Origin of the sequence: Pseudoalteromonas sp. SD03 (genome assembly GCF_040937955.1) — a bacterium.
GTDB classification, from domain to species: Bacteria; Pseudomonadota; Gammaproteobacteria; order Enterobacterales; family Alteromonadaceae; genus Pseudoalteromonas; species Pseudoalteromonas tetraodonis.
In genome coordinates, this window is the sequence record NZ_CP162514.1 from 2,819,931 (window position 1) to 2,845,486 (window position 25,556).

Annotated in this window: 22 protein-coding genes; 11 read left to right on the forward strand and 11 right to left on the reverse strand. The window is 40.2% G+C overall.

Annotated elements, in window-relative coordinates; all coding sequences use genetic code 11:
* The first annotated feature begins 115 nt into the window (after positions 1-115).
* Positions 116-2,383 carry a catalase/peroxidase HPI gene (katG, locus tag ABZP26_RS13180; protein WP_024601433.1) on the forward strand — a complete coding sequence of 756 codons (2,268 nt, stop codon included), beginning with the start codon at positions 116-118 and terminating at the stop codon, positions 2,381-2,383.
* Between the two features lie 58 nt (positions 2,384-2,441).
* Here the strand turns inward: katG and ABZP26_RS13185 are convergent, their stop codons facing one another.
* Positions 2,442-4,322 carry an MFS transporter gene (locus tag ABZP26_RS13185; RefSeq protein WP_024601434.1) on the reverse strand — a complete coding sequence of 627 codons (1,881 nt, stop codon included), beginning with the start codon at positions 4,320-4,322 and terminating at the stop codon, positions 2,442-2,444.
* 226 nt (positions 4,323-4,548) lie between these two features.
* Here ABZP26_RS13185 and ABZP26_RS13190 point away from each other — a divergent pair, with 226 nt between their 5' ends.
* The 3 genes from ABZP26_RS13190 to ABZP26_RS13200 all read left to right on the forward strand — a co-directional run bounded on the left by ABZP26_RS13190 (position 4,549) and on the right by ABZP26_RS13200 (position 6,452).
* Positions 4,549-5,328 carry a DUF2189 domain-containing protein gene (locus ABZP26_RS13190; protein ID WP_016900498.1) on the forward strand — a complete coding sequence of 260 codons (780 nt, stop codon included), beginning with the start codon at positions 4,549-4,551 and terminating at the stop codon, positions 5,326-5,328.
* Positions 5,329-5,505: 177 nt separating this feature from the next.
* Positions 5,506-5,925 carry an HPP family protein gene (locus tag ABZP26_RS13195; RefSeq protein WP_016900499.1) on the forward strand — a complete coding sequence of 140 codons (420 nt, stop codon included), beginning with the start codon at positions 5,506-5,508 and terminating at the stop codon, positions 5,923-5,925.
* A 164-nt stretch (positions 5,926-6,089) separates the two neighbouring features.
* On the forward strand, positions 6,090-6,452 hold the full coding sequence (locus ABZP26_RS13200) for a DUF2237 family protein (RefSeq protein ID WP_016900500.1): 363 nt from the start codon (positions 6,090-6,092) through the stop codon (positions 6,450-6,452).
* Between the two features lie 33 nt (positions 6,453-6,485).
* On the opposite strand, the gene corA is transcribed toward ABZP26_RS13200, so the two are convergent.
* Positions 6,486-7,442 (reverse strand): magnesium/cobalt transporter CorA, encoded by a 957-nt coding sequence (gene corA, locus ABZP26_RS13205; protein ID WP_016900502.1) that lies wholly within the window; start codon positions 7,440-7,442, stop codon positions 6,486-6,488.
* Positions 7,443-7,790: 348 nt separating this feature from the next.
* On the opposite strand from corA, the gene dps reads away from it, so the two are divergent.
* The 3 genes from dps to ABZP26_RS13220 all read left to right on the forward strand — a co-directional run bounded on the left by dps (position 7,791) and on the right by ABZP26_RS13220 (position 11,220).
* Positions 7,791-8,315, forward strand: coding sequence for a DNA starvation/stationary phase protection protein Dps (gene dps, locus ABZP26_RS13210; RefSeq protein WP_016900503.1), 525 nt, complete (start codon positions 7,791-7,793; stop codon positions 8,313-8,315).
* 185 nt (positions 8,316-8,500) lie between these two features.
* Positions 8,501-10,243, forward strand: coding sequence for a SulP family inorganic anion transporter (locus ABZP26_RS13215; RefSeq protein WP_024601437.1), 1,743 nt, complete (start codon positions 8,501-8,503; stop codon positions 10,241-10,243).
* A 533-nt stretch (positions 10,244-10,776) separates the two neighbouring features.
* Positions 10,777-11,220 (forward strand): c-type cytochrome, encoded by a 444-nt coding sequence (locus ABZP26_RS13220; RefSeq protein WP_064664007.1) that lies wholly within the window; start codon positions 10,777-10,779, stop codon positions 11,218-11,220.
* A gap of 72 nt (positions 11,221-11,292) precedes the next feature.
* Here ABZP26_RS13220 and ABZP26_RS13225 read toward each other — a convergent pair whose 3' ends face one another.
* Positions 11,293-12,003: a VC0807 family protein gene (locus tag ABZP26_RS13225; RefSeq protein WP_028835687.1), complete on the reverse strand. Its 711-nt coding sequence runs from the start codon at positions 12,001-12,003 to the stop codon at positions 11,293-11,295.
* Positions 12,004-12,258: 255 nt separating this feature from the next.
* On the opposite strand from ABZP26_RS13225, the gene ABZP26_RS13230 reads away from it, so the two are divergent.
* Positions 12,259-13,035: a hypothetical protein gene (locus ABZP26_RS13230; RefSeq protein WP_024601439.1), complete on the forward strand. Its 777-nt coding sequence runs from the start codon at positions 12,259-12,261 to the stop codon at positions 13,033-13,035.
* Between the two features lie 113 nt (positions 13,036-13,148).
* Positions 13,149-14,483, forward strand: a complete 1,335-nt coding sequence (locus ABZP26_RS13235) for an MFS transporter (RefSeq protein WP_058155210.1) — start codon at positions 13,149-13,151, stop codon at positions 14,481-14,483.
* A 77-nt stretch (positions 14,484-14,560) separates the two neighbouring features.
* On the opposite strand, the gene ABZP26_RS13240 is transcribed toward ABZP26_RS13235, so the two are convergent.
* Positions 14,561-14,965 (reverse strand): hypothetical protein, encoded by a 405-nt coding sequence (locus ABZP26_RS13240; protein ID WP_368485055.1) that lies wholly within the window; start codon positions 14,963-14,965, stop codon positions 14,561-14,563.
* A gap of 119 nt (positions 14,966-15,084) precedes the next feature.
* Between ABZP26_RS13240 and ABZP26_RS13245 the strand changes: the two genes are divergently transcribed.
* Complete coding sequence (locus ABZP26_RS13245) at positions 15,085-15,438, forward strand: hypothetical protein (protein WP_368485056.1); 354 nt, start codon at positions 15,085-15,087, stop codon at positions 15,436-15,438.
* 76 nt (positions 15,439-15,514) lie between these two features.
* Here the strand turns inward: ABZP26_RS13245 and ABZP26_RS13250 are convergent, their stop codons facing one another.
* The 3 genes from ABZP26_RS13250 to ABZP26_RS13260 form a co-directional block, all read right to left on the reverse strand.
* Complete coding sequence (locus tag ABZP26_RS13250) at positions 15,515-16,891, reverse strand: Na+/H+ antiporter NhaC family protein (protein WP_368485057.1); 1,377 nt, start codon at positions 16,889-16,891, stop codon at positions 15,515-15,517.
* Positions 16,892-16,971: 80 nt separating this feature from the next.
* Positions 16,972-18,630: a penicillin binding protein PBP4B gene (gene pbp4b, locus ABZP26_RS13255; protein WP_368485058.1), complete on the reverse strand. Its 1,659-nt coding sequence runs from the start codon at positions 18,628-18,630 to the stop codon at positions 16,972-16,974.
* 12 nt (positions 18,631-18,642) lie between these two features.
* Positions 18,643-19,815 (reverse strand): exo-beta-N-acetylmuramidase NamZ domain-containing protein, encoded by a 1,173-nt coding sequence (locus tag ABZP26_RS13260; protein WP_024601561.1) that lies wholly within the window; start codon positions 19,813-19,815, stop codon positions 18,643-18,645.
* A 72-nt stretch (positions 19,816-19,887) separates the two neighbouring features.
* On the opposite strand from ABZP26_RS13260, the gene ABZP26_RS13265 reads away from it, so the two are divergent.
* A complete protein-coding gene (locus ABZP26_RS13265) occupies positions 19,888-20,169 on the forward strand; it encodes a hypothetical protein (protein ID WP_368485621.1) in 282 nt (93 codons plus the stop codon).
* 61 nt (positions 20,170-20,230) lie between these two features.
* Here the strand turns inward: ABZP26_RS13265 and ABZP26_RS13270 are convergent, their stop codons facing one another.
* From ABZP26_RS13270 to ABZP26_RS13285, 4 genes are all read right to left on the reverse strand, one after another.
* Entirely contained in the window at positions 20,231-21,025 is a 795-nt protein-coding gene (locus ABZP26_RS13270) for a LytTR family DNA-binding domain-containing protein (RefSeq protein WP_024600782.1), read from the reverse strand.
* Positions 21,025-22,008 (reverse strand): sensor histidine kinase, encoded by a 984-nt coding sequence (locus ABZP26_RS13275; RefSeq protein ID WP_029750249.1) that lies wholly within the window; start codon positions 22,006-22,008, stop codon positions 21,025-21,027. The genes ABZP26_RS13270 and ABZP26_RS13275 overlap by 1 nt, the downstream gene beginning before the upstream one ends.
* 133 nt (positions 22,009-22,141) lie before the next feature.
* A complete protein-coding gene (locus ABZP26_RS13280; RefSeq protein WP_024600784.1) occupies positions 22,142-24,670 on the reverse strand; it encodes a glycoside hydrolase family 3 protein in 2,529 nt (842 codons plus the stop codon).
* A 50-nt stretch (positions 24,671-24,720) separates the two neighbouring features.
* Positions 24,721-25,497: a family 16 glycosylhydrolase gene (locus ABZP26_RS13285; protein WP_024600785.1), complete on the reverse strand. Its 777-nt coding sequence runs from the start codon at positions 25,495-25,497 to the stop codon at positions 24,721-24,723.
* Positions 25,498-25,556: the final 59 nt, after the last annotated feature.

Below are 25,556 nucleotides of genomic sequence, written 5' to 3' on the forward strand. Positions count from 1 at the left end.
ACAACAACTTGAATGGAGTAAAAGCTCACTAATTTTTAAATTATTAGATTCTATTTTTAATAATAGTAATACGCTTTGTATATAACGAAATTCGTTAACTTTAAGGAAGCTGACAATGAAAAACCGATCATTTACTAAAAAAGCACTTGTTGGATTTATAAGTATGGCACTTATGTCTGGCTCTGCTTTTAGCCAAGAAAAACCACAAATGTCTAAGCCACAAGGTGCTGTTGGCATGGGTGAGGCTAAAATGGGCGCAACCAGAACAAACCAATTTTGGTGGCCAGATCAACTAAACCTATCTCCTCTTCGTGATCATGATCTACGTTCTAACCCTTATGGTGCAGACTTTAATTATGCAGAGGCATTTAACAGCCTAGATTTAGACACAGTAAAAAGTGATATTGACGCCCTACTTACGCAATCTCAAGACTGGTGGCCAGCGGATTTTGGTAACTATGGCCCATTTTTTATTCGTATGACATGGCACAGCGCAGGCACCTACCGTACGCTTGATGGCCGTGGTGGCGCAGGCGGTGGTCAACAACGTTTTGAACCGCTTAACAGCTGGCCAGACAACGTAAGCCTAGATAAAGCACGCCGTTTACTTTGGCCAATTAAACAAAAATACGGAGAAGCACTTTCATGGTCAGACTTAATCGTATTAGCAGGTAACGTTGCTCTAGAAAACATGGGATTTGAAACCTATGGTTTTGCCGGCGGGCGAACTGACGACTGGGAACCAGACATGGTTTACTGGGGTCCAGAAGTAGAAATGCTTGCCAGCGACCGTGAAGATGCCAGCGGCAAATTAGAACGCCCATTAGGTGCAACGCACATGGGTTTAATTTACGTAAATCCTGAAGGCCCTAAAGGGGTTCCTGATCCAATTGGGTCAGCTAAGAACATTCGAGTTGCGTTTTCTCGCATGGCGATGAACGATGAAGAAACACTGGCACTTATCGCCGGTGGTCACACCTTTGGTAAAATGCATGGTGCGCACAAACCTAAAGACTGTGTAGGTGCAGAGCCTGCTGCAGCCGGTATTGAAGAGCAAGGTTTAGGCTGGAAAAACAAATGTGGTAAAGGCCACTCTGAAGATACCGTATCTAGTGGTTTAGAAGGCGCATGGACACAAGCACCTACCCGCTGGTCATCACTGTACTTAAGCAACCTACTTAACTTTGAGTGGAAACAAACTCGCAGCCCTGCAGGTGCCATTCAGTGGATCCCAACGGATGAATCGTTACACAACGCTGTACCTGACGCTCATATTAAAGGTAAGTTTAACGCACCGGTAATGACTACGGCCGACTTAGCATTAAAATTTGACCCAGAGTATCGCAAAATTGCTGAGCGCTTTTTAAATGACCCTAAAGAGTATCAACTGGCCTTTGCTAAAGCATGGTACAAATTAACTCACAGAGATATGGGACCACCACGTAACTTTTTAGGGAAAGAAGTTCCTAAAGAAGACTTAATTTGGCAAGACCCAATTTCAGCAGAGACTAAATCAAACATTGATGCTGGTGCTGTGAAAAAGCTTAAAGCCGCTATTTTAGACTCAAACTTAAGTGTACCTGAGTTAGTACGTGTAGCCTGGGCTTCTGCTGCCAGTTACCGTGACTCTGATATGCGAGGCGGTGCCAACGGTGCACGCATTGCGCTTGCTCCACAAAAGGATTGGGCGGTAAATAATCCGGCCGAAACCGCAAAAGTACTTAACGTATTAAAAGCGATTCAAGCTGACTTTAACGACAGCTTATTTAGCAAAAGCCATGTATCGCTTGCTGATTTAATTGTGCTTGGTGGTAATGTAGCGATTGAAAAAGCAGCCAAAGATGCAGGTTACACAGTAGATGTACCGTTTAATGCTGGCCGTGGCGATGCTACGCAAGCGCAAACTGACGTTAATGCATTTAGTTTATTAGAGCTGCCTGCCGATGGCTTTAGAAACTACTTTGATGCAGAAAAAAGCTATAAGTCGCCAACTGAAATGCTAATAGATAAAGCCGATCAGCTTGACCTAACCGTGCCAGAAATGACTGTATTAATCGGTGGCTTACGTTCACTTGATGCAAACTACAAAGGCACTGATTACGGCGTATTTACTGACAAGCCAGGCACTCTAAATAACGACTTCTTTGTTAATTTATTAGATATGTCGACGGTTTGGAAAAAGTCGTCAGATGCGGGTATTTATCAAGGCTTTGATCGTCAATCAGGTGAGCAAAAGTACACCGCCACTTCAGTTGATCTGATCTTTGGTTCAAATTCAGAGCTGCGTGCAGTTGCCGAAGTATATGCCTTTGATACATCAAAGCAAAAGTTTGTAGAAGACTTTGTTGCGGCATGGACTAAAGTAATGAACTTAGACCGTTAATAACTATTAAGTAATACAACCATAGCGCTGCAATTAATTGCAGCGCTTTTTTATTAAGCTACTTTAAAGCAACCACTCGCTCGCGCAAATCATCGGCATTAACCTTCTGTGCAGCCACCATTTCACCAATGGTGACAGTGACCAACGACCACTTTGGTCTAGGCAATCGCCACTTTGTTTTTCGACTAAACATACTGCCCCATAGTCCATCTAAATGGACAGGAATAACAGGCACCGGTGTGCGCTGAATTATTTTTTCAATGCCACGGCGAAATACATCAACCTCGCCATCTCCACTGAGCTTGCCTTCAGGAAAAATTCCCACCAGCTCTCCACGCTCTAGTGCCTGAGCGATATCGTCAAAGGCTTTATTAAACGCCTTAGGATTTGCTTTTTCACTATCAATTGGAATGGCTTTGGCCATTTTAAACAACCAATTAAGTGCTGGTGAATAATAAATAGGGGCAAACACGACAAACCGAATTGGCCTAGGTGACGCGGCTAAAATAAACATCCAATCAACAAAGCTAACATGGTTACTCACCACTACGGCAGCCCCATCATCGGGCATATTAAGCGTTCCCTTAGTGCGTACTCGATACATGCAAATCGCTAAAATATAAATAATAAAACGTAAGAAAAACTCAGGCACTTTGCTATATATGTACAGCGATATCAGTAAATTAAGCCCTGCTAATAACAACAGTAATTGTGAAATCTCCCAGTGTAAAAGCGTTAGGGTAACAATACTTAAAACAGCGCTGCCCACCATAAATAAGGCGTTTAGTACATTATTGGCAGCAATCACTCGTGAACGGCTATCTGGGTGAGTACGCTGCTGAATAAGTGCATACAGTGGCACCGTATAAAAACCCGCAGCTATACCAATACCAGCCATCCAAATAAAGTGCCAGAGCATATCGCCGGTATTAATCACTTGTTCAAGCGTAAGCAGCGATTCATTAGTTTGGCGATAAAACTCAATGCTTGGCTCTTGGCTTAATAAATATAAAAACAAGCTAATTAAAAGCGCCCCAAAAGGCACAATGCCTAACTCAATACGTGAGCGCGATAGCTTCTCACAAAGTAAAGACCCCAATGCAATACTCAACGAAAACACCACTAAAGCTGAGGTAACCACCAGCTCATCGCCTCCCATTACATGTTTTACATAGTTAGGGAGCGCGGTTAATATCACTGCACCAATAAGCCAAAACCAACTGATCCCCAATACTGATTTACCCACCGACTCGGTTTGTGCGTTAAGCGCATTAAATACACTTTTGGTCGAGGAAATAGGGTTAAGCGATACCTTTAAATTAGCATCATTCGCAGCACTTTTTGGTATAAAACGACTACTCAAATAACCAATAACCGCCAAGCTCACTATCGCGATACTGATATAAACAGGGCCTGCAGCTTGAGTTATATAATAAGTGCCAAATACGGTGCCCAATAAAATAGCCACAAAAGTGCCAGATTCAACTAACCCATTAGCTTTGGTTAATTCATGAGGAGCCACATGCTGCGGTAAAATTGAGTATTTTAATGGCCCAAAAAAAGTGCTTTGTAAACCCATTAAAAACACAGTACCTAACATTAACCAAACCTGCTCGGTTAAAATAGATACCACGCCCACCAGCATTATTGGAATTTCGCAAAACTTTACGATGCTGATCAACTTTGATTTTTCCAACTTTTCTGCAATTTGACCAGCCATGCCCGAAAATAAAAAGAATGGCAAAATAAATAATCCCGCAGCCACGTTAGAATAAAAAGCACCATCGGCCACCGTAGCAGCCTGAAAAATTAAAATAAGGAGGATTGATTGCTTGTAAACATTGTCATTTAAAGCGGAGAAAAACTGTGTCACAAACAGAGGTAAAAACCGTTTACTGCTCAGTAAAGCTCCTTGATATTGTTGTTTATTTTCCTTCATTACGGTCTCTTAAAATTAGCTACAGCGTTTAGATTACCACTGTGTAAAAGAAATACGAACCCACTTTTTTAAGTACGTGCTCAAAAATATACCTAATCGCTAACACGCAATAAAAATGATTAACAAATGAACAATGCAACTAAATCTTGCGTATAAGTTGTTTATGAGTTGTAAATAAAACATCTATGTTCTAAAACTAAAAGGTGACTAAAAAAGGAGCATCTTTATGCCAACTACAAACACAATAGAAAAAGACACCAAATTCGCACGTTGTTTAGAGTGCAACAAAGTAAATACATTTGCCGCTTTTCATTGGCTTTCGTTAGCGTTTAAGGATATGGCGCGCGCGCCCATGCTGAGCTTAATTTACGGTTTAATCTTCACACTTATTCCCGTAGCGATTGTTTACTCTGTTGTACTTACCGACAGCCACCTTGCCATACTGCCAGCCACGGTTGCATTTGCCTTAATAGGTCCTGTGTTTGCGGTTGGTTTGTACGATGTGGCTTGGGAGCTTGAAAAAGGCCATAAACCTACTTTAAGCCATTCATTAAAATCGATGTTTCGTAACCCTGTAGGTGAGTGGGGTTTTGCCGTGTTACTTATGGTAATTATGGTTATTTGGATGCGCTTAGCTGCAATTGTTCATGCATTGTACCCAAGCCATGCAAACCCAACATTTGAAGAGCTTTCGGCGTTTTTAACCATAGGCAGTATTATTGGCGGTATTTTACTGGTTAGTGTGTTTTCAATTTCGGCATTTACCCCGCAAATTATGATGGAAAGACGCGTTGATATAATGACTGCCGTGGTTTCTTCAATACATGCAGTTAAAGAAAACTTTGCAGCCATGCTGGTGTGGTCTATTTGTATATTTGTACTTGTGGCACTGGGCTTTGCTGCGGGTGCCGCTGGATTCATTATTATTATGCCACTACTTAGTTACGCTAGTTGGCACGGTTACATTGCGGTTATTAAAACTAAAAAAGAACGTGGTTACGAATAACATTCACCCATAGTCATTTTTTATCACTTAATAAAACGCTTTAGGGTGTTTTATTAAGTGATGCCTGTTTCCCTCCTGTGAATTAAATCTGCAAAAACCTTGATCTCAATAAGGTGCAAAGCTTAAAAAGCGCGCTAATATAATGTGATATACCACACGCTTTATAAAGGAATAAACATGAGTCAAAACGTTGCAGACTTAATGACACCTAACCCATTCTCAGTGAATATAAAAAGTACTTTGCACGACGCACATAATTTAATGAAAGAAAAAAATGTTCGTCACATTCCCGTTATCGACGAAGATGGCGCATTTGTTGGCATGCTTACGCAAAAAATTATGGTTGCCAAAGTAATGGGGATCATGGCTACTTTTGGCGCAAATGCATTACAACGCAAAGAAAAACTCACAAAAGTAGAAGATATTATGGTGAGTGACTTTATTAGTGTTACTCCAGCCCAGCCATTATCAGATGTGGTTAAGTTTTTTGTAGAGAATCGCCATGGCTGTATGCCTGTGGTTAGTGAGCAAGGTCAGCTGGTAGGTATTTTAACCTCTTCTGATTTTGTGCGCTTAGCTGCGGCGCTATTATCTTAACTTAATAGCACAATAAAAAACCTGCGTTTTGAATTTACTCAAAGCGCAGCTATTTTATAAACAAATACCTACCCAGAAGCCTCTTCGCATATAGCTAAGTCACTAACAGCCTGTTATGGTAAGCAGCTCTTTTCAGCAGTTATCACTAAAAGGTAATTTGTTATATGGCTAATCAATTAAATGTACTGGGAACTCGCCTACAACTATGTTGTGGCAATGGCGGCTATACTCGCGAAGGGTTTTGCTATGTGCCAGATTCAGACTTTGGTAATCACAGTGTGTGCGCCATTATGACCGACGAATTTTTGCAATTTTCTAAGGCGCAAGGTAACGATTTAATTAGCCCTAATCCTTTATATGATTTTGCAGGCTTAAAAGCTGGCGATAAATGGTGCTTATGTGCGATTCGTTGGTATCATGCCATTGCTGCAAATGTTGCTCCTCCTGTTGTACTTGAAGCAACAAACCAAAAAGCGCTAGATATTATTCCCCTTGAAGTATTAAAAGCACATCAATATACCGGGTAATGATTTGAGCGCTCAGCTTGCAATATTAAAGTATTATAACCACCCTTTATGTTTAAAAAATAAATAAGGGGCAAAGCCCGACAGCAACATAATGCCAATTGCAAATGGATAACCCCATTCCCATTGTAGCTCAGGCATTATATTAAAATTCATACCATAAACACTAGCCACTACTGTAGGCGGTAAGAAAACCACTGAGGCAATAGAAAAGGTTTTAATAATTTGATTTTGTTCAATATTAATAAAGCCTTGTGTTGAATCCATCAAAAAGTTCACCTTGTCGAACAAAAAGGTACAGTGCGACATTAAAGTTTCTATGTCGAGTACAATTTCTCTAAGAGATTCGCGCTCGTCATTTTGCGCGCCTATACGGCGTATTAAAAACGAAATATTGCGTCGCGTATCCATTAAACATAAACGCACCTTACCATTAGCATCTTCTAAGCGAGCTATGCGACCAACCGCCTCTTCTAAGTCTGAGTTATCTTCTTCAAGTACATAAGCACTGAGCTTCTCTAATTGATGATGCATGTCTTCGAGCATATCCGCGTGGTTTTCAACTTTTTGATCAAATAAAGTGATTAATAATTGTTTTGCTGTATCGCATGCCACCTGACCTTTGCGCGCTCTTAAGCGCAGTAGTCTAAAATCAGCCAATTCCTCATCACGAATAGTAAGTAAGCAATTGTTTTGCAACAAACAAGCTACCGTTACAGTATTAAATCGCCCTTCATTAGGTGACATAAACAATGCATGCACATGTAAACCTTCATTATCGATAAAGCACCTAGACGACGTTTCAATCTCTTCTACATCTACCGAATCTGGAAAAGTTATATTGAGCGTTTTTGCAAGCGCATTTTGCTCCTGCGGTGTTGGATTAATAGTATCAATCCAATGTGCATTCTTTATGGATACTTCAACAGGGGTATCAGGTAAAGGCGCTAACTCTTTGATCACTCCTTGCTCGATGGAAAAAAATCTCAACATACACTTCTCCTTTAATGAATCTTTAAGTTGAGTATATGTAACAGGACATTAATCAACAATGATAATACCTTCATTATAACCACTATAAAGGGCACGCTATTCGCTAACACTTTAAAGTACTGCTGTTTTGCAGAATTTACAAAAAAGTGCATATTTTTCATATGCACTTAATCTTACTGCTTTATCAAGTACTATAAATAAAAATTAAACTGCTATTTTTCAGTTAGTTAAAACTATGTCACTATCGGCATGACGATTGCTTCTATAAATACAAGAGGTGTTCGTTATCGCAATTTAAATACTCACTAGAGTAAAGCGAGCACTATTTTTGAAATAGTAGGAGGAATCATGAGTAACAGTAATAATGCAAATAAAGTCGCTGAATTTACCGCTCCCGGTGTAGAAAACGAATCAGCAAATAAAGCAATATCTGTACTAGAAAATCGCATGGTAGCGCTAATTGATTTACAGCTAACTTTAAAACATATTCATTGGAATGTAGTAGGTCCAAACTTTATTGGCGTACATGAAATGCTAGACCCACAAGTAGAAACCGTCCGTGAAATGACCGACACCATAGCAGAACGTATTGCCACTTTAGGCGGCGTCCCAGTTGGCACACCAAAATCGATTGTTGAGCGTCGTACATGGGAAGATTACGCCATAGGTAAAGGCTTAGTAACTGAACACTTAGCCGCATTAGACAAAGTATATAACGGCGTTAACGGTGATCACCGTAAAGCCATAGAATCACTTGCTGAGCTTGATCCGGTATCTGAAGATATGATCATTGCGCAACTTGCAGAGCTTGAGCAATATCAGTGGTTTGTTCGCGCCCACATAGAATCATCTACTGGTCAATTGAATAGCTAATTTTTAAAGCAGTCATTTTACTTACAAAGCCCAGTAACTTGCTGGGCTTTTTTGTTTTTAAACTATATTCCTCTTATTAATACACTAGAAATCCCCCTATTTAGCGCATATAACACGTTTAGTTACTATACTTATTATTAAAGAGAACTTACTATCGACTCCTAATTATTAGCAGGGAATTTGAAGTGTTGTCGCGTCTATATAGCTTTATGCCAGGTTTACACACCTTATTTAATTATCAACGTCAATGGTTTGCTGATGATGTGAGGGCGGCATTATCGGTTGCAGCCGTTGCTTTACCTGTTGCTATAGCTTATGCGCAACTTACAGGCGTTAATGCTGCAGTTGGCCTGTATTCTTGCGTATTACCTATGATGCTTTATGCACTTTTTGGTACCTCTAAACAGCTTATTATTGGCCCTGATGCCGCAACATGTGCGGTTATTGCAGCAGTTGTTACTCCACTTGCTGCAGGCGATAGCTTTAAACATTGGCAATTAGTGATCACCATGACCGCAATGACCGGTTTTTGGTGCTTTATTGCCAGCCGCTTTAAGCTAGGTGTATTAGCCGACTTTTTATCTAAACCAATTTTAATGGGGTTATTAAACGGTGTGGCTATTACCATTATTGTTGGTCAGTTTTCTAAAGTATTTGGCTTTACCTTTGATGAGCGCTACTTGCTTGAGCGTTTAGGTGGCGTTCCTACGTATTTATCGCAAACTCATATTCCCACCTTATTAATGGCTTTATTTACCCTCGGCGTTTACTTTGTGTTAAAGCGCTTAAAACCTACATGGCCAGCCTCTATGTTTGCCATTGCACTAGGTGCGGTATTCGTTTGGTTGTTTAATTTAGAGCAGTTTGAAATAAAAACCATAGGCACAGTAACCGGTGGTTTGCCTGTGTTTAACACCCCAGTATTTGACGTGGGTATTATTCGAGAACTTGTTGTACCGGCACTCAACTTAGCCATAGTTAGCTTTGTCAGCATGATGCTAACGGCGCGAAGCTTTGCAGCAAAGAATGGCTACGACATCGATGCCGATAAAGAATTTAGAGCCTTGGGCATCGCTAATTTAGCGTCAGCATTATCACAAGGCTTTGCCGTTAGTGGTGCCGACTCACGCACAGCCGTAAACGACGACTCTGGCGGAAAAACCCAATTAGTTTCGATTATAGCTGCCGCTATTATTGGCGTTATCGCTCTTTTTTTAACGGCGCCGCTTGAGTTTATTCCCAGTGCTGCACTCGGGATTGTATTAATAATTGCCTCTGTTCACCTGCTTGATTTAAAGGCAGTCTGGCAATTAAAATTTAAAGATAAGCAGGCATTTTACTTAGCCTCAGCCACACTTTTTGCTGTGCTGTTTATTGGTGTTATACCAGGAATTACCCTTGCTGTATTACTAGGGTTATTTCAATTTATTCGAACTGTTATGCGCCCATCAGACACCATTTTAGGTGTGGATATAAAAGGCGTAGTAAGAAGCTTAGACGAAACAGATAAAGCCAAAGCAGTACAAGGGGTTTTTATATATCGTTTTAATTCTCCTTTAACCTATTTTAATGCCAGTTATTTTAAACGCCGCTTGTTAGAGCAATATGCAAGACAAAAAGACGACACGCAATGTGTCATTATTGATGCTGTGCCCTGCTTCACTCATCTTGATTTAAGCGTTATGGCCATGCTCGCAGACCTAGATGTGATATTTAAAAAACGAGGTATTCGATTAGAGCTAGCGGGAAGAAAACGCCAGCTACTTTCTTGGTTTAAAACCGCTGGTATCGCCTCAGGTAAAGACGGTATTTATATTCATTCAGACTTATACATTGCCTTACAAAAAAACAGCGTCAGTCAGCATGTCGACGAGGTTACGATGTTTCAATCGCAAAACTCCGAAGAGATAAATGCAGGTAATAATTAGGGTTATTATTTTTCCTCAACTACACTAGGGTCTGTTGACCTTTGTGGATTAAAATTTGTTCAAACTAGGGGCGGTTTAATCGCGGCGCGAGGTTTGTAACCTAGTGGGCTAAGTAAAAACCGAGTAACAAAGAGTAAATCGTCCCTAGGCAGAACCCTTCGGGCAGCGCCTGTTTGGCATTGATGCTACGTTATCGCCTATTTATGGGGAATAACCACACCACATAGGCTCTGTCTTGCCTAAATACCAAACAGACTGCTTCAAAAGGTCAACAGACCCTAGATGAGTCATTTATTGTGAATGACTCTTTATAAAAACAATAGAGTGTTCAAGCATTTTAATAAATCAACACTTAATAATAAGCGTAGCCTTATTACCTTTTCTTGCTACTTACTAAGCCTTAAAAATACAAACAATAGCCAGATGCAAATATCATACAGCGCAGTAAATACATAGTTTAGTCGCTAATGCGGTCGCTTTTAGTTTTAGCTAATTAGCCATAAGTAAACCTAATGAAAGACAAAGGAGCTACCATGAAATATACATTAATAATTTTATGCTTAATTGCACTTGCAGGTTGCGATAGAGGCGTTGATTCTCCAAGAGGATTTAGCTTACCAGAGGGAAATGCTGAAAAAGGTAAAGCCGTTTTTATAAAGTATGAGTGTTTGGCATGCCATACACTTGCAGGCGTAGAAGATGACAGTATAAAAAAACATGACGATATTTCTATCAGACTAGGCGGTAATAAAACCAAAATAGTCACTTATGCTGAGTTAGTTACATCGGTTATTAACCCTTCTCACCGCTTTTCAAGGCCTTACAGAGCTGATGCTAGAACCCCCGATGGAGCATCTAAAATGACGGTATTTAACGACACCATGACCGTTTCTGAACTCACTGATTTAGTGACCTTTTTACAACCAAATTATAAACTTATTCCTTATCACAGAACGAAGTACTCAGATTACAAATAAATACTTATAAGTAAACATCAACAAAAAAGCCGTTATTAAACAACGGCTTTTTATTATAGATTATGTATAACCCTATTCAGCATTAACCATGTCTTCAAACTTCATACCGGTTAATTTAGTTAGTACTTTAATTACATAAACAAAAATACCAATGAGCATGAGCATAGACGGAATAGCAATTACCGGATAACTCAATAGCGTCATTTCACCAAGCTGTTCGTTAAATTCAACGGAACCTGCAGGGCTGGTAACAATCCATTTAGCAAGGATGTAATTCATCGTAGATGAAAACACAAAGGTCAGCGCTAAGAGGTAATTAGCATTGGTGATTTTTTGTTTAAAGCTTTGTGTATTGCCCCGTGCATCTAAGGCATCATAAATAGTATCTAGCTTAAATAAAAGTGAGTTTAATAAAAGTTTGGCTAGCAGGGGTTTACCAAAAAAGCCCGACATCAGCACGGTAAAACCAATGATTGCCGGAATAGCTGCTTCTTTAATAGCTAACCACTCAACGTTTAGCTCAAACAAGGCAATACCACCGGTAAGCAAAGTACTTAAAAAGCCTAAAAGCGAGATGAAGTTTAATGAGCCCGCTTTTATAAAATCATAAATACCGTAACTAATAGGGAATATAAGCGCGACAATTAAACCAGTCACACTGCCTAAATATTCAGGGCCAGAAAACTTCATTAAAATGACTGAAGGGATGATGATATTAAAGACTATTTCGATAAGCGGATTATTTTTTTTACGCTTATTTGTAGCTTGATTATTACTGGTCATTTTTAGTTCCAAAAAATATTACTGCTGCCATTAATTTCCCCTAATGTGGAATAAATAATGCTAAATATTGCTTCTTTGCATAATACCCGCAATAAGCCCGCTATTCTAGCATGGCACTTAGTCATATTATTTTATTATGTAGCGCTTACTCTGCAGTAATATAGGTATAAATTGAGGCGTTAATTAAATCACCAGTCGTATTTTCAGCCCTCAAAGACTATATTAAAGCTACAAAAAATAAATTAGTTTAAAGTCATGCTCAGTAGTAAGTATTTATCTACATCGTACTTTTGGTTATTTTTATTGATGGTTTGTGTGCATCAAAAGGCCGCTGCCAAACAAATTATTGCTGTTGCCGAATTAAGTGGACTGTTTCAACACGCTGCTAATAATCAACACCAAGGGGTTTATCATGCGTTATTAACCAAAGCACTCGCAGATACAAAACTGAGTGATCAATACATAATTGAAGTCATGCCAATGAAACGCGCTAAGCTTGAGTTTTTAAAACAAACTGTTGCTTGCTATGCACCAGGTGAGGACACCTTTGATGGCTCAGAAGGGATTACATTACCTAAAAACATTTTACACAGCACACCTTTTAACAAAGCACTGATCAAAGTGGTTTCTAATAACCCAAAGCGAGTTATTTCAAACGTAGGCCAAATTAATAACAGCGATATTATTAGCATTGTTCGAGGGGTGCCCAGTAGTCGTGAGCTAGATAGAATAAAAGAAAAAGCCAAAATAGTAATTGAAGTAAATAGCGAAATGGAAAGCTTACAACTTTTATTACTCGGGCGAGTAGACTTAATATTAGCGTTTTACCCCGATATTAACTTTGCCTATAAAGCGTTAAATATACACCCCCATCTACCCTATAGTAATAACTACTCACCGGTGAGCATTAACGATAATATTATTTGCCACCCAAGCTATAAAAAAGACTTTGAAAAAATAAACAAAAAAATTACCGAATATCTGCAAAACGGTGAAATGAAAATATTATTAAATGATTATTTTATTCATTAACCTCTATTTAAAGCCTGCATAGGGTTGCGCCATATAAAACTCCCTTTTACAGCTTGGAAAACCTTCTCGCTTGCTCTAGTATCTAGTTGTCTTAGCTCATAATTTGCATTTTAATGAAATCATTTCCGTCACTGTACTTTGCCAATTTATTTTTAATTATTGGTACCGGTTTACTTACTACCTATTTAGCGCTTTATTTAGGTAAACAAGGCACGTCTACGTTTTGGATAGGCTTAATGACCTCGTGTTATTACCTTGGCTTATTACTGGGTTCAAAACTTGGCTATCATCTTATTAAATCGGTAGGTCACATCAGAACCTTTGCCGCCAGTACTGCTGCAGTGACAGCCTGTGTGGCTGCTCACGGCGTGAGTGATAATCTTTATATATGGTTAGGCCTTAGGCTTTTTGTTGGCTTAGGTATGATGTGTAATTACATGGTGCTAGAAAGCTGGCTGAATGAACAGTCAGCCCCCGAATCACGCGGCCGCGTATTCTCGTTTTATATGATCACTTCATACTTGGGGATGATTTTAGGGCAATTAGCGCTCGCACAATTTCCTGAGCTAGGTTATGCGCCGCTATTTTTGGTGTGCATGGCGTTAGCAATCGGTATTATTCCTATTTCTATCACCCGTAGAATTCACCCAAAACCCTTAAAACCGATAAAAATGAGCCTATTTGATTACGCTAAAAAAGTGCCACAATCGCTTACCGCGGTCCACTTTGCAGGCATTATCAATGGTAGCTTTTATGGTCTAGCACCTATTTTTGCTAAGCTATCTGGCTTTAACGCCGCTGAAATTGCTATTTTTATGTCGCTAACTATTTTAGCCGGCCTGCTAGCACAGTGGCCAATGGGCATGCTTTCTGACCGTATTCGCCGTAGTTTATTAATTCGTACTAATGCCATAGCCATAGGCATTGTGAGTTTGGCATTGTTTTTATTACCAAGCTCACAGTTAATTGCTTACATACTCACCTTTATATTTGGTTTGTTTGCCTTTACTTTATATCCGCTTTGTTCGGCACTGGCCAATTCGCGAGTTGAAGACGAAGAACGCGTAGGCGTGTCATCAGCGTTATTGGTTGCTTTTGGCGCTGGGGCAGCAATAGGCTCAACAGTTAACGCACAGATCATGAGCTACTTTGGTCACCAAGCATTGTATGCGTCTATTTCGCTATTAACCGTAACCATGTATTTATTACTCACGTTTATTAATTCTAAACAAAAAGTAGAGCAGCCTGAACCCAGTGATTATGTGGTCGGTACTTCAGATGTAACTAACTCGCCACTGGCAGCGACTATGGATCCGCGTATTGAAGAAACTACCGCGCAAGATCAAATGTTGGTTGTAGATGACGAAGAAATAGACGATGAGTTTTTTGAACATCCCCAAGGGGAGCTGTTTAAAGATCTAGAAAACGAGCAAAATATGAAAAGTTAAACTTCCATTCGAAGCATTGATAAGAATCATAAAAAAGGGGGACTCCCCCTTCTTTGTTGATTTAATACTTAAAAACTTTATTGGCTTATCTGTGGCTTAAGATCGCTTAAATCTAAATGGATAGTCATTTCAAAATTCTCAGGCTGCACAGCAACATCACTTAAACCTGTTCTCGCAAAATAATCTTCAAAGCCTTGCTGATATTTAGCCGAAAACTGCGTATACGCGCTAATAAACAAACTTAGCTTTTTAGCTATTATTGGATAGGTAGCGGCAAGCTCCCGCAATTTTTCAGGTTCAGCAAAGGCAAATTCAGCATAAATATTAAAGTCGTTCACAATATTAGTTTTACCATAATGAGATAAGAAACCTGCGTTATAATCGGGTGCAGATTTATACTTTGTAAGCGCATCAAAATTAGATGCTGCGGGTTTCCAACCTTTTGGAAGTAAGGTTTGCCATGCGAATATAACAATCCTCAAATATGGTCTCAATTCGAGGAGTTAACAAAAAACCTAATAAAGCTGCGAAATTCAAATAACTTTTAACCCGTCAAATACAAAAGTAAAACTTTGAAGATTAAAGGCTTGGGAGAGTTTAAATGAAAAAAATACTATTCCTATTATTAACCTTGATATTTGTATCTGCTTGCGATGTGCAACAAAGCGAGCCTGAAATACCGAATAAGCCTAGTGAAGTACCAGATAAAGCATTTTGGGTCGGTGGTTTAGACGGCGGTGTATTTGTTCTAATAGAAAAAAATAAAAATTTAGAAGCAAATGAATATTTGGGTGAAATATATTATGTATCCGGAGATATAGCGTATAAAGGAAAAATGAGTATATTGCCAAAAGATAATACCGTTATAGATTATATGAACCCTAAAACTTACCAAGGCTGGGATGGAGATACCTTGTATGTTGTAGGAAATAAGCAACTCAAAGTTCAAGAGTAAGTCTATAAAAAAAGCCTGCAGATTTGCAGGCTTTAAATTCAATCACTTTGTTGGGTTTCGCTACGCTCTACCCAACCTACAAAACAATTAAGCTCGTTACTAAGTAAGCTACAAACGTTAAACCGCCGCCTACTAATGCATAGGGTAACTGGGTTTTAACGTGGGTGAGTAAATCACAACCCGAGGCGATGGCAGATACAGCGCTGGTGTCGGATATTGGGGAACAATGATCGCCAAATATCCCGCCGCCTAAAATAGCGCCTACCACCAACGATGGCGGTAAACCAAGCGCTTGAATAAGCGGTACGCCAATGGGGATAAGTATGGCAAACGTGCCCCACGAGGTGCCTGTAGTAAACGACATAACCGCGCCAGTTAAAAATAGCACTGGCACTATTAAATATATTGGTAAGTAATCGCCAACCAAAGATGCGACAAACACGCCTGTACCTAGCTCTTTTAAGCTTGCGCCCAAGGTGAGCGAGAGCAATACAATACTTACCAGCGGCATTAATTCGCCCATGCCTTTAAAGCCGGTATCAACAAGTTGGTGATGGGTAAACTGGCGCGAACTAATCATTAAACAATAGGCTACAACAATAGCTAAAACGGTGGCGTACAATACCGATTTTGACCCACTGCCCTCGGCAAGTACGCCGTTACCGGTGTAAAACATAAAACCGACCATGCTCACAATCAACGTAAGCAATGGCACTAGCATAAAGCGTGCTTTAGAACCTTTTACTTCTTCTTTTAGTTCGGTTGTTTGTAGCTCTAGTTTTTGTTCAGCTACTTTCATTGGGCCATGTACTTTATCGAACGCAATAGTATAAAAAACAATAACCAGGGTGATTATGGCGTAAAAGTTATAGCCTACGCTGCCCCACAATACCGATACCGCCGACTCGCCTAATTCGTAATTACCTAACAAGCCCAGTACAAATGCACCCCAGCCGTTTAGTAATATTAAAATACACACAGGGGCGCTGGTGCTATCGATTATGTAGGCTAAACGCGCGCGGCTCATTTTAAATTTGTCGAACAGACCGCGAGATAAAATACCCGAGGTAAGCACACTTAAGTTTGACTCTATAAATACCGCTACGCCGGTAAACATAGTTAAAAAGCCTACTTGGCGCTTACTTTTAGCAACGCCTTTGTTCATCAGCAAATTAACGGTAGCAGCAACACCGCCAGACTCGCGAATATAGGCCAGTAATGCGCCTATTAAAATACTAAATATGAGTATACGGGTATTACCGGGGGAACTTGCTACCGAAATAATGCGCTCTATGGTATTTAAAAATGTATTAAATACGCTATTTCCTTCGCCCTGAATGGCCAGTAAAAACTCTGATGAAGCCACTGCCACCAAAAGAGCCATAATCACTTCTTTACGCCAAAACACGATAGCAATGGCAATCAGTGGCGGTAAAATAGAATACCAATGCATAAACAAACCTTATTTATTTTTATAATGACGACGCTTTACTTAACTTAATAGATATAAGCACTTAAGTCACTTACTAACGCTTATTGATTTAATAATGCCTCATAAACAAGCGACACAATAGAGCCGTATTGCGCTGTTTCAAAATTTTTCCCTACAAATTGATAGCGCTTTTCAGTGCCTTTAATAGGAGTATGCCGCGCATTAGTGAGTAAAATAATGGCCAAATCGTAAGCCGGATCAATCACGGTAACTGTCCCTGTCCACCCTGTGTGGCCATAGGCCTGAGCGCTGGCATAAGGGCCAAAGTGCCAGCGCCTTGCTTGGTTATTTCCCGCAAGACGAAAGCCTAACCCGTAGGTTTCATCACTGCTTTGTGGCGTTAAAAATTGCGCTAAGCTACTGGCGTTAAAAATTTGCGTATCGCCATAACCGCCTTTGTTAAGCAGCACTTGGCACAGCACAACTAAATCGGGGGCGTTACTAAATAATCCCGCATGGCCTGCAACACCATCGAGCGAATAATAAGCACGTTCGTCATGCACCTGCCCTTGCAGTACATTGGTGCGAATATTATCAAAATGAATACGCCCATCTCGAGTATTACCGCTAAGCTCCGTGGCAGCAAACTGCTGACGATTAAAACCTTTTTTAAGCGGATTAAATAAGGTGTTATTGAGTTTTAAAGGCGCGTAAATATGCTGCTCTAGGTATTCATCGAGAGGTTGGCCGCTAATTCGCTCAATTAAAACCCCTAAAATCATGTAATCAATATCAGAGTAAACATGCGGCGCTGTAGGTTCAGCGGTTAATGGCACACTTGTTAATAATAGCTGTTTGGTGGTTTCGCTTGTTTGTGAGAAAAACGCATCGCCGTAAGCGGTGTCTTTTCGATGAAAATCAAACACTGGCGGATAACCGGCACTATGAGTTAGTAAGTCTTTTACTTGGCGGTGCTCTCGGCCATTACCCTGATACTCTTTTAGGTATGAATGCACCGTATGATTTATGTTTAACTGCCCCTCGCTGACCAACTTCATTAATGCAAAGTTAGTAGCAAATATTTTAGTATTTGAGGCTAAGTCAAATAAGGTATTGGTTTGCATAGGCTCTGGGCGCAGTAGCATTAAATCACTTTGCTGATATTGTTTTGCATCGCCATACGCGGTTAATTTTAATACCTTACCCGCTTTAACAACCGCTAATACCGCTCCTGGAAAGCCTGCTTTTATATCGTTTTCAATTAAGGTATCAACTTGGCTAAAGTCGATTTCTTTTGTGGCGGTATTTTCTAAGGTAGCAAATGCAAAGCGCAGGGTTAAACTGCCGCCAGCAGGTTGAATATTCTCTACCTTAAAGGTGTTCACGCCGTTATGCGTATAGTGCCCTAAATTAAAGTCGTACTCGGTGTTAGCGCGTAAAGGCTCATTAAGAGAGAGCTTTTTATTATTGATGTATATATCGGCGCTAACCGCACTGACATTTTGTAGCAATAGTTGTCCACGGCCCCGGTAGGCTTTAAAAGTGCCGCGGTTATTTACATATTCTCTGCTGCTGGGATTTGGCTCAGGAAAGGTAGCAATCACCTGCGCATTAGCTAACGCGTTGATATGATTAACCGTTAAAGGGCGCTCTGATTTAATTGCTGTAGAGCGACTACAGCCCGCAATAATAATGCTCAGCAGCAATATAACTACTTTATAGTACGTTTTATTGTTTATCATTTTTAAAGCCCAATGCATACATCCCTTTTATTAATACAGCAAATAAGGCGCTCTTTGCTGTTTAAACTGTTTAAGCCCGGCTTGCCAACTTTGTTTAATTTCCTCAGCTGAGTGCCCTGCTTCTATGGCGAGCCTTAATTTATCGGTACCTGCGAGCTTATCCATAAAATCGGCACGTTCAAAAAACACCTGCTTAGCCTGTGTAAGCTGCTGGTAAGCATTAATTAAATAATTTAAGTTTAAGCCTGTGATATTACTATGGCGTAAATCAATCCCTTTCACTAGCTGGTCTTTAAATTTAGGATTAAGCGCTGCGCCTTTTATTGAGCGAGGGGTAAAGCTAAAGTCCCCAAGTGCTACTGGTGAATAACCAATAACCTGAAAGGCAAAGTCAGTTCCTCTACCAATGCTAATAGGAGTGGCTTCAAAAAAGCAAAGTGATGGATAAAGCGCAATTGATTGATCGTTGGGTAAGTTAGGGCTTGGCTTTACCGGCAAACTGTATGGCGTTGTGCGGCTGTAGCCGGCAACAGGGATCACGCTTAGCTTTAAATCACGAGCCTGATTGATCCACCCCTCACCTTTGATCATGTTAGCAAGCTCGCCTACCGTCATACCATGCAGTACAGGGATTGGGTGCATACCCACAAATGATTTAAATTCTGGTTCTAATAATGGGCCTTCAATGTGGCTAATATTTGGGTTTGGCCTATCGAGTACTATAAATTCAACACCTTGCTCTGCAGCTGCCTCCATCATGTAATGCATAGAGCTTATGTAGGTATAAAAACGTACGCCCACGTCTTGAATATCAAAAATAATTACATCTACATTTTGCAATGACTCGGGGGTTGGCTTTTTGTGTTTACCGTAAATAGAAATAAGCGCAATACCGGTTTTGCTATCAACGGCGTTTTGTACATGAGCACCGGCATCGTGATCGCCTCGAAAGCCATGCTCAGGTGCAAAAATTTTAGTGATGTTGATGTTTTTAGCCAGCAAGCTATCAACTAAATGCGTTTGCCCCACAAGAGAGGTTTGGTTAACCACCAGCCCTACACGTTTGTTTTTTAATTGGGGTGCATACAAAGCAAATTGCTCTGCACCAACGGCGATTGCATGTTTAGTCTCATTTGCATGTGTAGCAACGGTAAAAAGTGCACTTAGTATAAAAAAGAAGGTAAAAAACACGGTTTTAAACATACAGCAAGATCCTTTTAAACAAGGCATTTAAAATAACACAGCTAAGTTTAAAGAGCAGCTTAGGTTTTAAGAATTAGCGGTCAGCGGTCAGCGGTCAGCGGTCAGCGGTCAGCGGTCAGCGGTCAGCGGTCAGCGGTCAGCGGTCAGCGGTCAGCGGTCAGCGGTCAGCGGTCAGCGGTCAGCGGTCAGCGGTCAGCGGTCAGCGGTCAGCGGTCAGCGGTCAGCGGTCAGCGGTCAGCGGTCAGCGGTCAGGTAATAAAAATAAAACACCGAGCCTTTTGCAAGCGCAATTTTTATATTGTAGGCGGGAGTTTACCTCGCGCAGGTTTTAGCAATGAGAAACTGTGTTTCTAACGTAAGTAAGCTATACGTCCACATTGAAAATGTTGGCGGTGGTGTTACCAAAAAACCACCGTTATTGTTTTATTAAGCTCTTTAAGTTTTTACTGTACGTTCTACTTACCTTGAGTGTTTTTTCGTTATCTAACACCGCCATATATTCAGAATTACGTAATGGGTTGAGCTGTTTGATATGGCTTAAATTAACAATGGTTGATTTATGTATGCGTAAGAAGTCTTCTGGTAAGGTATTTTTTTCAAGATCTTTTAAACGCGCACGCATTACATGGGTTTCAGCCAGTGTATGAACACACATATAATCGCCTGCGGCATCAATCCATAAAATATCTTTAAACGGAATTATTTGAATTGGGTTTTTAGCATCTTGGATGACTAAGTTTTCGGCTTCAAATTTATATTCTGAGTTTTTTGAGCTTTCTAATTCTTGATGTTCGTTTTCTATCAGCGATTGGTGTACTTCAATCAATGTATTTTTTCTGTGGAGTTGCTCTGTTTTTACTACTCTTTCTATGGCTTCTGCAAGGCGAGCTAACTTAACGGGCTTGAGTAAGTAGTCAAGGGCTCTTACCTCAAATGCTTTAACGGCATGCTGGTGAAACGCAGTAACAAAAATAACCGCTGGACAGCTTTCTGGTTGAAAATATTTAATTAGTTCAAAGCCTGATTTTGTTGGCATTTCTATATCTAGAAACACTAAATCAACGTCATGTTTGTTAAGTACGTTAATAGCGTCATCAACACTTTGTGCACTGCCAATCACTTCAATTTCAGCAAAGGCCTCTAAACGAATACGCAACCCTTCAATAGCGCTGTATTCATCGTCAACAAGTAATGTTTTTAATTGAATCATTATTGCAAACCATTAATAGGAAGAGAAATACAAAGCCATGCGCCGCCTAATTTGCCATTGCCTTTCTCAATGCGATGGCTATTTCCATACATTAATTTTAAGCGTTGCTCGCAATTAGCCAAGCCAATGCCCCTTTTCGATTTTTTATTATCGTCAAACCCTTTACCAGTATCTGCAACCTTAATGAGCAATGCGGTTTTTGTTTTTTCAACTTTAATTGTGATCACCATTTTTTGATCTGCGCGCATACCATGTTTTAACGCGTTTTCTACCAATGGTTGAATTAATAAAGAAGGTATTAATAAATCGTTGCATGGTTCATCAACGTTAATATTAACCTCTAACCGGTCAGTAAATCGACATTGCTCTATATCTAAGTAGGTTTTTAATATGGCAATTTCTTCTTTAATCGCTACTTTTTCAAGCGGATCGGTATACAAACTATGGCGCAGAAGATCACAAAGCTTTTCGAGCATATTCACTGCCTGCACACTTTCTTTTTTTAAGATTAAGGTGCAAATAGCATTAATGCTGTTAAACATAAAGTGCGGATTAAGCTGATATCGAAGCATTTTAAGCTGTGACTCTTTAGCTAGGTGTGTCGCTTCTGCGGCTTTTTGAGTTTGCTCTAAATTGTCGAGATATATTTTTATCCCGTAATAAAAAGCAGTCCATGTTGAGAGCATAGTTAACGATGCAGACGTCCATGTACCAAAGTCAAACCATGTCATTGAAAGCCACCAATTGCCATATAACCACTGCAAAGACGCCCATTTAATTTGTGTCCAGATTAATGTGGCAGTTAACAGCAGCACCAGATGCAGTGCTATTTTAACTTTAATCCCTTGCCTATTTGAGCAGTTATAAGCCCTTCTTAAAAGCAAGGTGATTAAAAAGCCACACGCTACATCAATAATTAAATGCGGAATGTGTATCGACCATGGCTCGTCGCTTGGTATTTTTATCATTAGCTCGGTCAGCATTGCATACACAATCCAACCGCAGCTCTGAAACAACCAGAAAAGATGACTTCTGGGATTTTTGGAATTCAAATTAATACGTCCAACTTTAAAGGCAGTTGAATAGCTTACTTATTATCAACTGCCTTTGCCTTATTTATTTTGAGCACGTGATTGATAATGCGTCATTATTAGGTTTTGCAGTCAACGCGATATCTGCAACTGCTAAACTTAAACGCTGAGCTGAAATACGAATTACATCTGACATAGATTGTTCAATCAGTTCGCTATCGGCGCAATTGAGTGCGATTGATAAAGTATGCCAGCGCTTATCTGCCATTGTTTTTTCAAACGATGAAAAATCAATACTTCTTAAACAGTTATCTAAATTACACATTACTTGTAACTGGGCACCTTGCTCTGGAGCTTTATCTAATCGCATCTTTAGTTCAAGGTAACCTGATTTAAATTTGCGTTCGAGTAGCGTAGGTTTTAAGTAACTTAGGCTAAGCGTTGCATCTGAGGATTGAGATTGCCACTTAAACTGCCTTGCATCCTCTTGATACGATAAATTAACCGATTGCATTAACAAACTTTTTTTATCGCCACTGGTGGCCGATGAACCACTAGTTAAAACCTTTGCTGTTGTATCAGCTAACGCCCAAGTGAGATTTTTAGCTAAACTTTTTACAAACAATGGGTGTGCATCGCTTTTAACGATTTTTTTAGGGCTTGTAGTTTCACTCACAACAGGTATGTTTACTGTGTCTTGATAAGTTAACCCGTAGCCATAGGCAAAGAGCGGGTCGTAATTTACATCGCCTAAGTTAAGGCTAAATTGGTCGTCGTATTTAGGCCACGAAAAACTCAACTTACCGCTAAAATCAAACTGACTGTTACCGTTTTTATCTGTTAGTAATACGTCTGCAACTCCCTCACCCTCAGAGCCTGGTAACCATGCAGCAACAAAGGCATCTGATGCATTGAGCTCTTTATTGACCCAAAGCGGGCGACCACTTAAAAATACGGTGACTACCGGAATATTGTCTGCCTTAAGTTTTTTCAGCAGTGCAAGAGCGTGTTTGCTTTCATGCTGAAACTCTAACATTTCTATATCACCAAACCACTCAGCATAAGGTTCTTCACCAATAACAACAATGGCTACATCTGGCTTGGTTTTATAGTCACCAGACTCACTTAAGCTTATTTCACCGCCTGCTTTTAATACTTGCGACTTTAAACCTGCATAAATAGAGGTCGCATTTGGAAAGTCGCTATTAGTATTGTCTGTGCCCTGCCAAGAAACGCTCCAGCCACCGGCTTGCATATTGATTGCATTGGCGCCTTTACCGGCAACTAAGATGCGGCTATGCGCTTTAATTGGCAAAACGTTTTCGTTGTTTTTTAATAGAACGAGTGACTTGCGAACCGCTTCTCTTGCCAAAGTGCGATGCTCATTAGCGCCTAACCACTGCGGGTGTTGTGATTCAGGTCGCGCTGATGGTTTACCCTTTGTAAACACCCCCCAGCGGATTTTAGCCCTTAAAAAGCGTCTAACCGCATCGTTTATTCTTGATTCGGCTATTACCCCCTCTTTCACTTGCTTAACAGTATTATGATAAAAGGCTTCAAAATGCTCTGGCACCATGATTACATCAACACCTGCGTTTATGGCTTGGGCGCATTGCTCTAAATCGCAGCCTTCTACAAACTTATGCGCATTCCAGTCGCTTACTAAAAACCCATCAAAACCAAGTTGGTTTTTAAGTACATCCGTTAATAAATGCTTATCGCCATGTACACGTTTGCCATTCCAACTATTAAAGGATGCCATCACTGATTGCACGCCTTCATTAATAGCAGAAAAATAACCTGCGCTGTGAATATCTCTTAATCCTTTTTCATCGATAAGGGTATTTCCGCGATCAACGCCTCGCTCAGTGCCACCATCACCCACAAAGTGCTTAGCGGTGGCAATACGGTTACTGCCTTTTAAAAAGTCAGCGCCTATGTCACCTTGAATACCGGTCACCATACTACCTGCATACAACCTAACTAATTCAGGGTCTTCTGAGTAACTTTCATAAGTTCTGCCCCAGCGATCATCTCTGACTACAGCAACAGTAGGCGCAAAACTCCATTCAATCCCTGTGGCAGATACTTCCTTTGCTGTTGCTTGGCCTATGCGTTTAATTAAATCAGCATCATGCGCAGCTCCTAAGCCAATATTGTGCGGAAATAACGTAGCGCCATACACATTACTATGCCCATGCATGGCATCGGTTCCCCATACTGTCGGGATCGCAATACCATCTATGGTCGAATCCATAGAGGCTAGGTACATTTCATCTGCGTATTTTAACCAAGTAGCTTGATCCGCTCGTTTATTTCCGTAAGGGGCAGTATTTCCGCCATTTAGATAAGAGCCAAATCCATACTTTTTCATTTGCTCTACACTTAAATAACCAATTTCTGGCTGGATCATTTGCGCCACTTTTTGCTCTAAAGTCATTGTTGCGAGCAGTTTATCAATCTGTTTTTCAACGGCTGGATCACGCTTAAGTTGCGTATTCACATAAGGCCAGTTAACTTGCTGATTGTCTGCACTCAATACATTTTGACAGTTGAACATGCCAAAAACAGGCAATAAGCAAAGTAATAATTTAGGGTGTTTTATTTTCGACATTTAAAACCTTCGAGATTAAATACTGTTTTATAAAATACGGACTGATTAATTTAGTGTGGAATATATTCAATAAAATCATAATATGCCCATGAAGGGCTGTCGTAGTATTGACCCGGAAAGTAATTCCCTTGAGTCGAGTTGTCACCATTCCACTGGTTAATCATTATTTTTGTTTTATCAATTGGCCATGCATAGCCGGGAATTTCATTATCGGCTATTACGCCATCCCCATTGTCTTTGTACATCACTCTAATTGTTTTCTCGTTTCCTTGTGAGTCGTACAGATACCAACGAATTGATGAGCTTGACCAATCAAAGCCAATGGTTAATAAGTTTTCTCTGTAATCAAGCCCAAACTGGCTTAAATCGATATCCTTTTCCCAACTTTGATACGTGCCTCCTTGGGGCTGGTAAATCACATTGGTATGAACAACATTGCCTAAAGAAGGTAATAGTTCGATATCTATTTCTTGCCATGCGCGTCCTGGCGAATCCCACCATGAGGTATAAGTAAAAATAGAAGACACGGTACCGGCGATATTGCCCGACTTAACACTGCCTTGTACCTTACCAAAACTATAAAAGTGATTACTTTGCAGCTCAGCACATGCACCTTGTGACAGAGAAAGGGTGATGCCGTGTTGACTTGGGTTAATCATTCTTGGGACAAATTCGCAGCCAAAAGGTGAGCCATTATCGCCACTACGTGCACTCCAAAGAGTTGTGTCAAATCCCCACGAAAAATCGTCTTTAAAATAGTTAGCGTATGTGGCGGGTGAAATAACTATAAGGCCAGCAACTAAGGTTGAAATTAACTTCGTTTTCATTATTAAATCCTTATTTAATCAAGCACCTCCTACAGTACTTTAGCCTGTAGGAGGGTAAC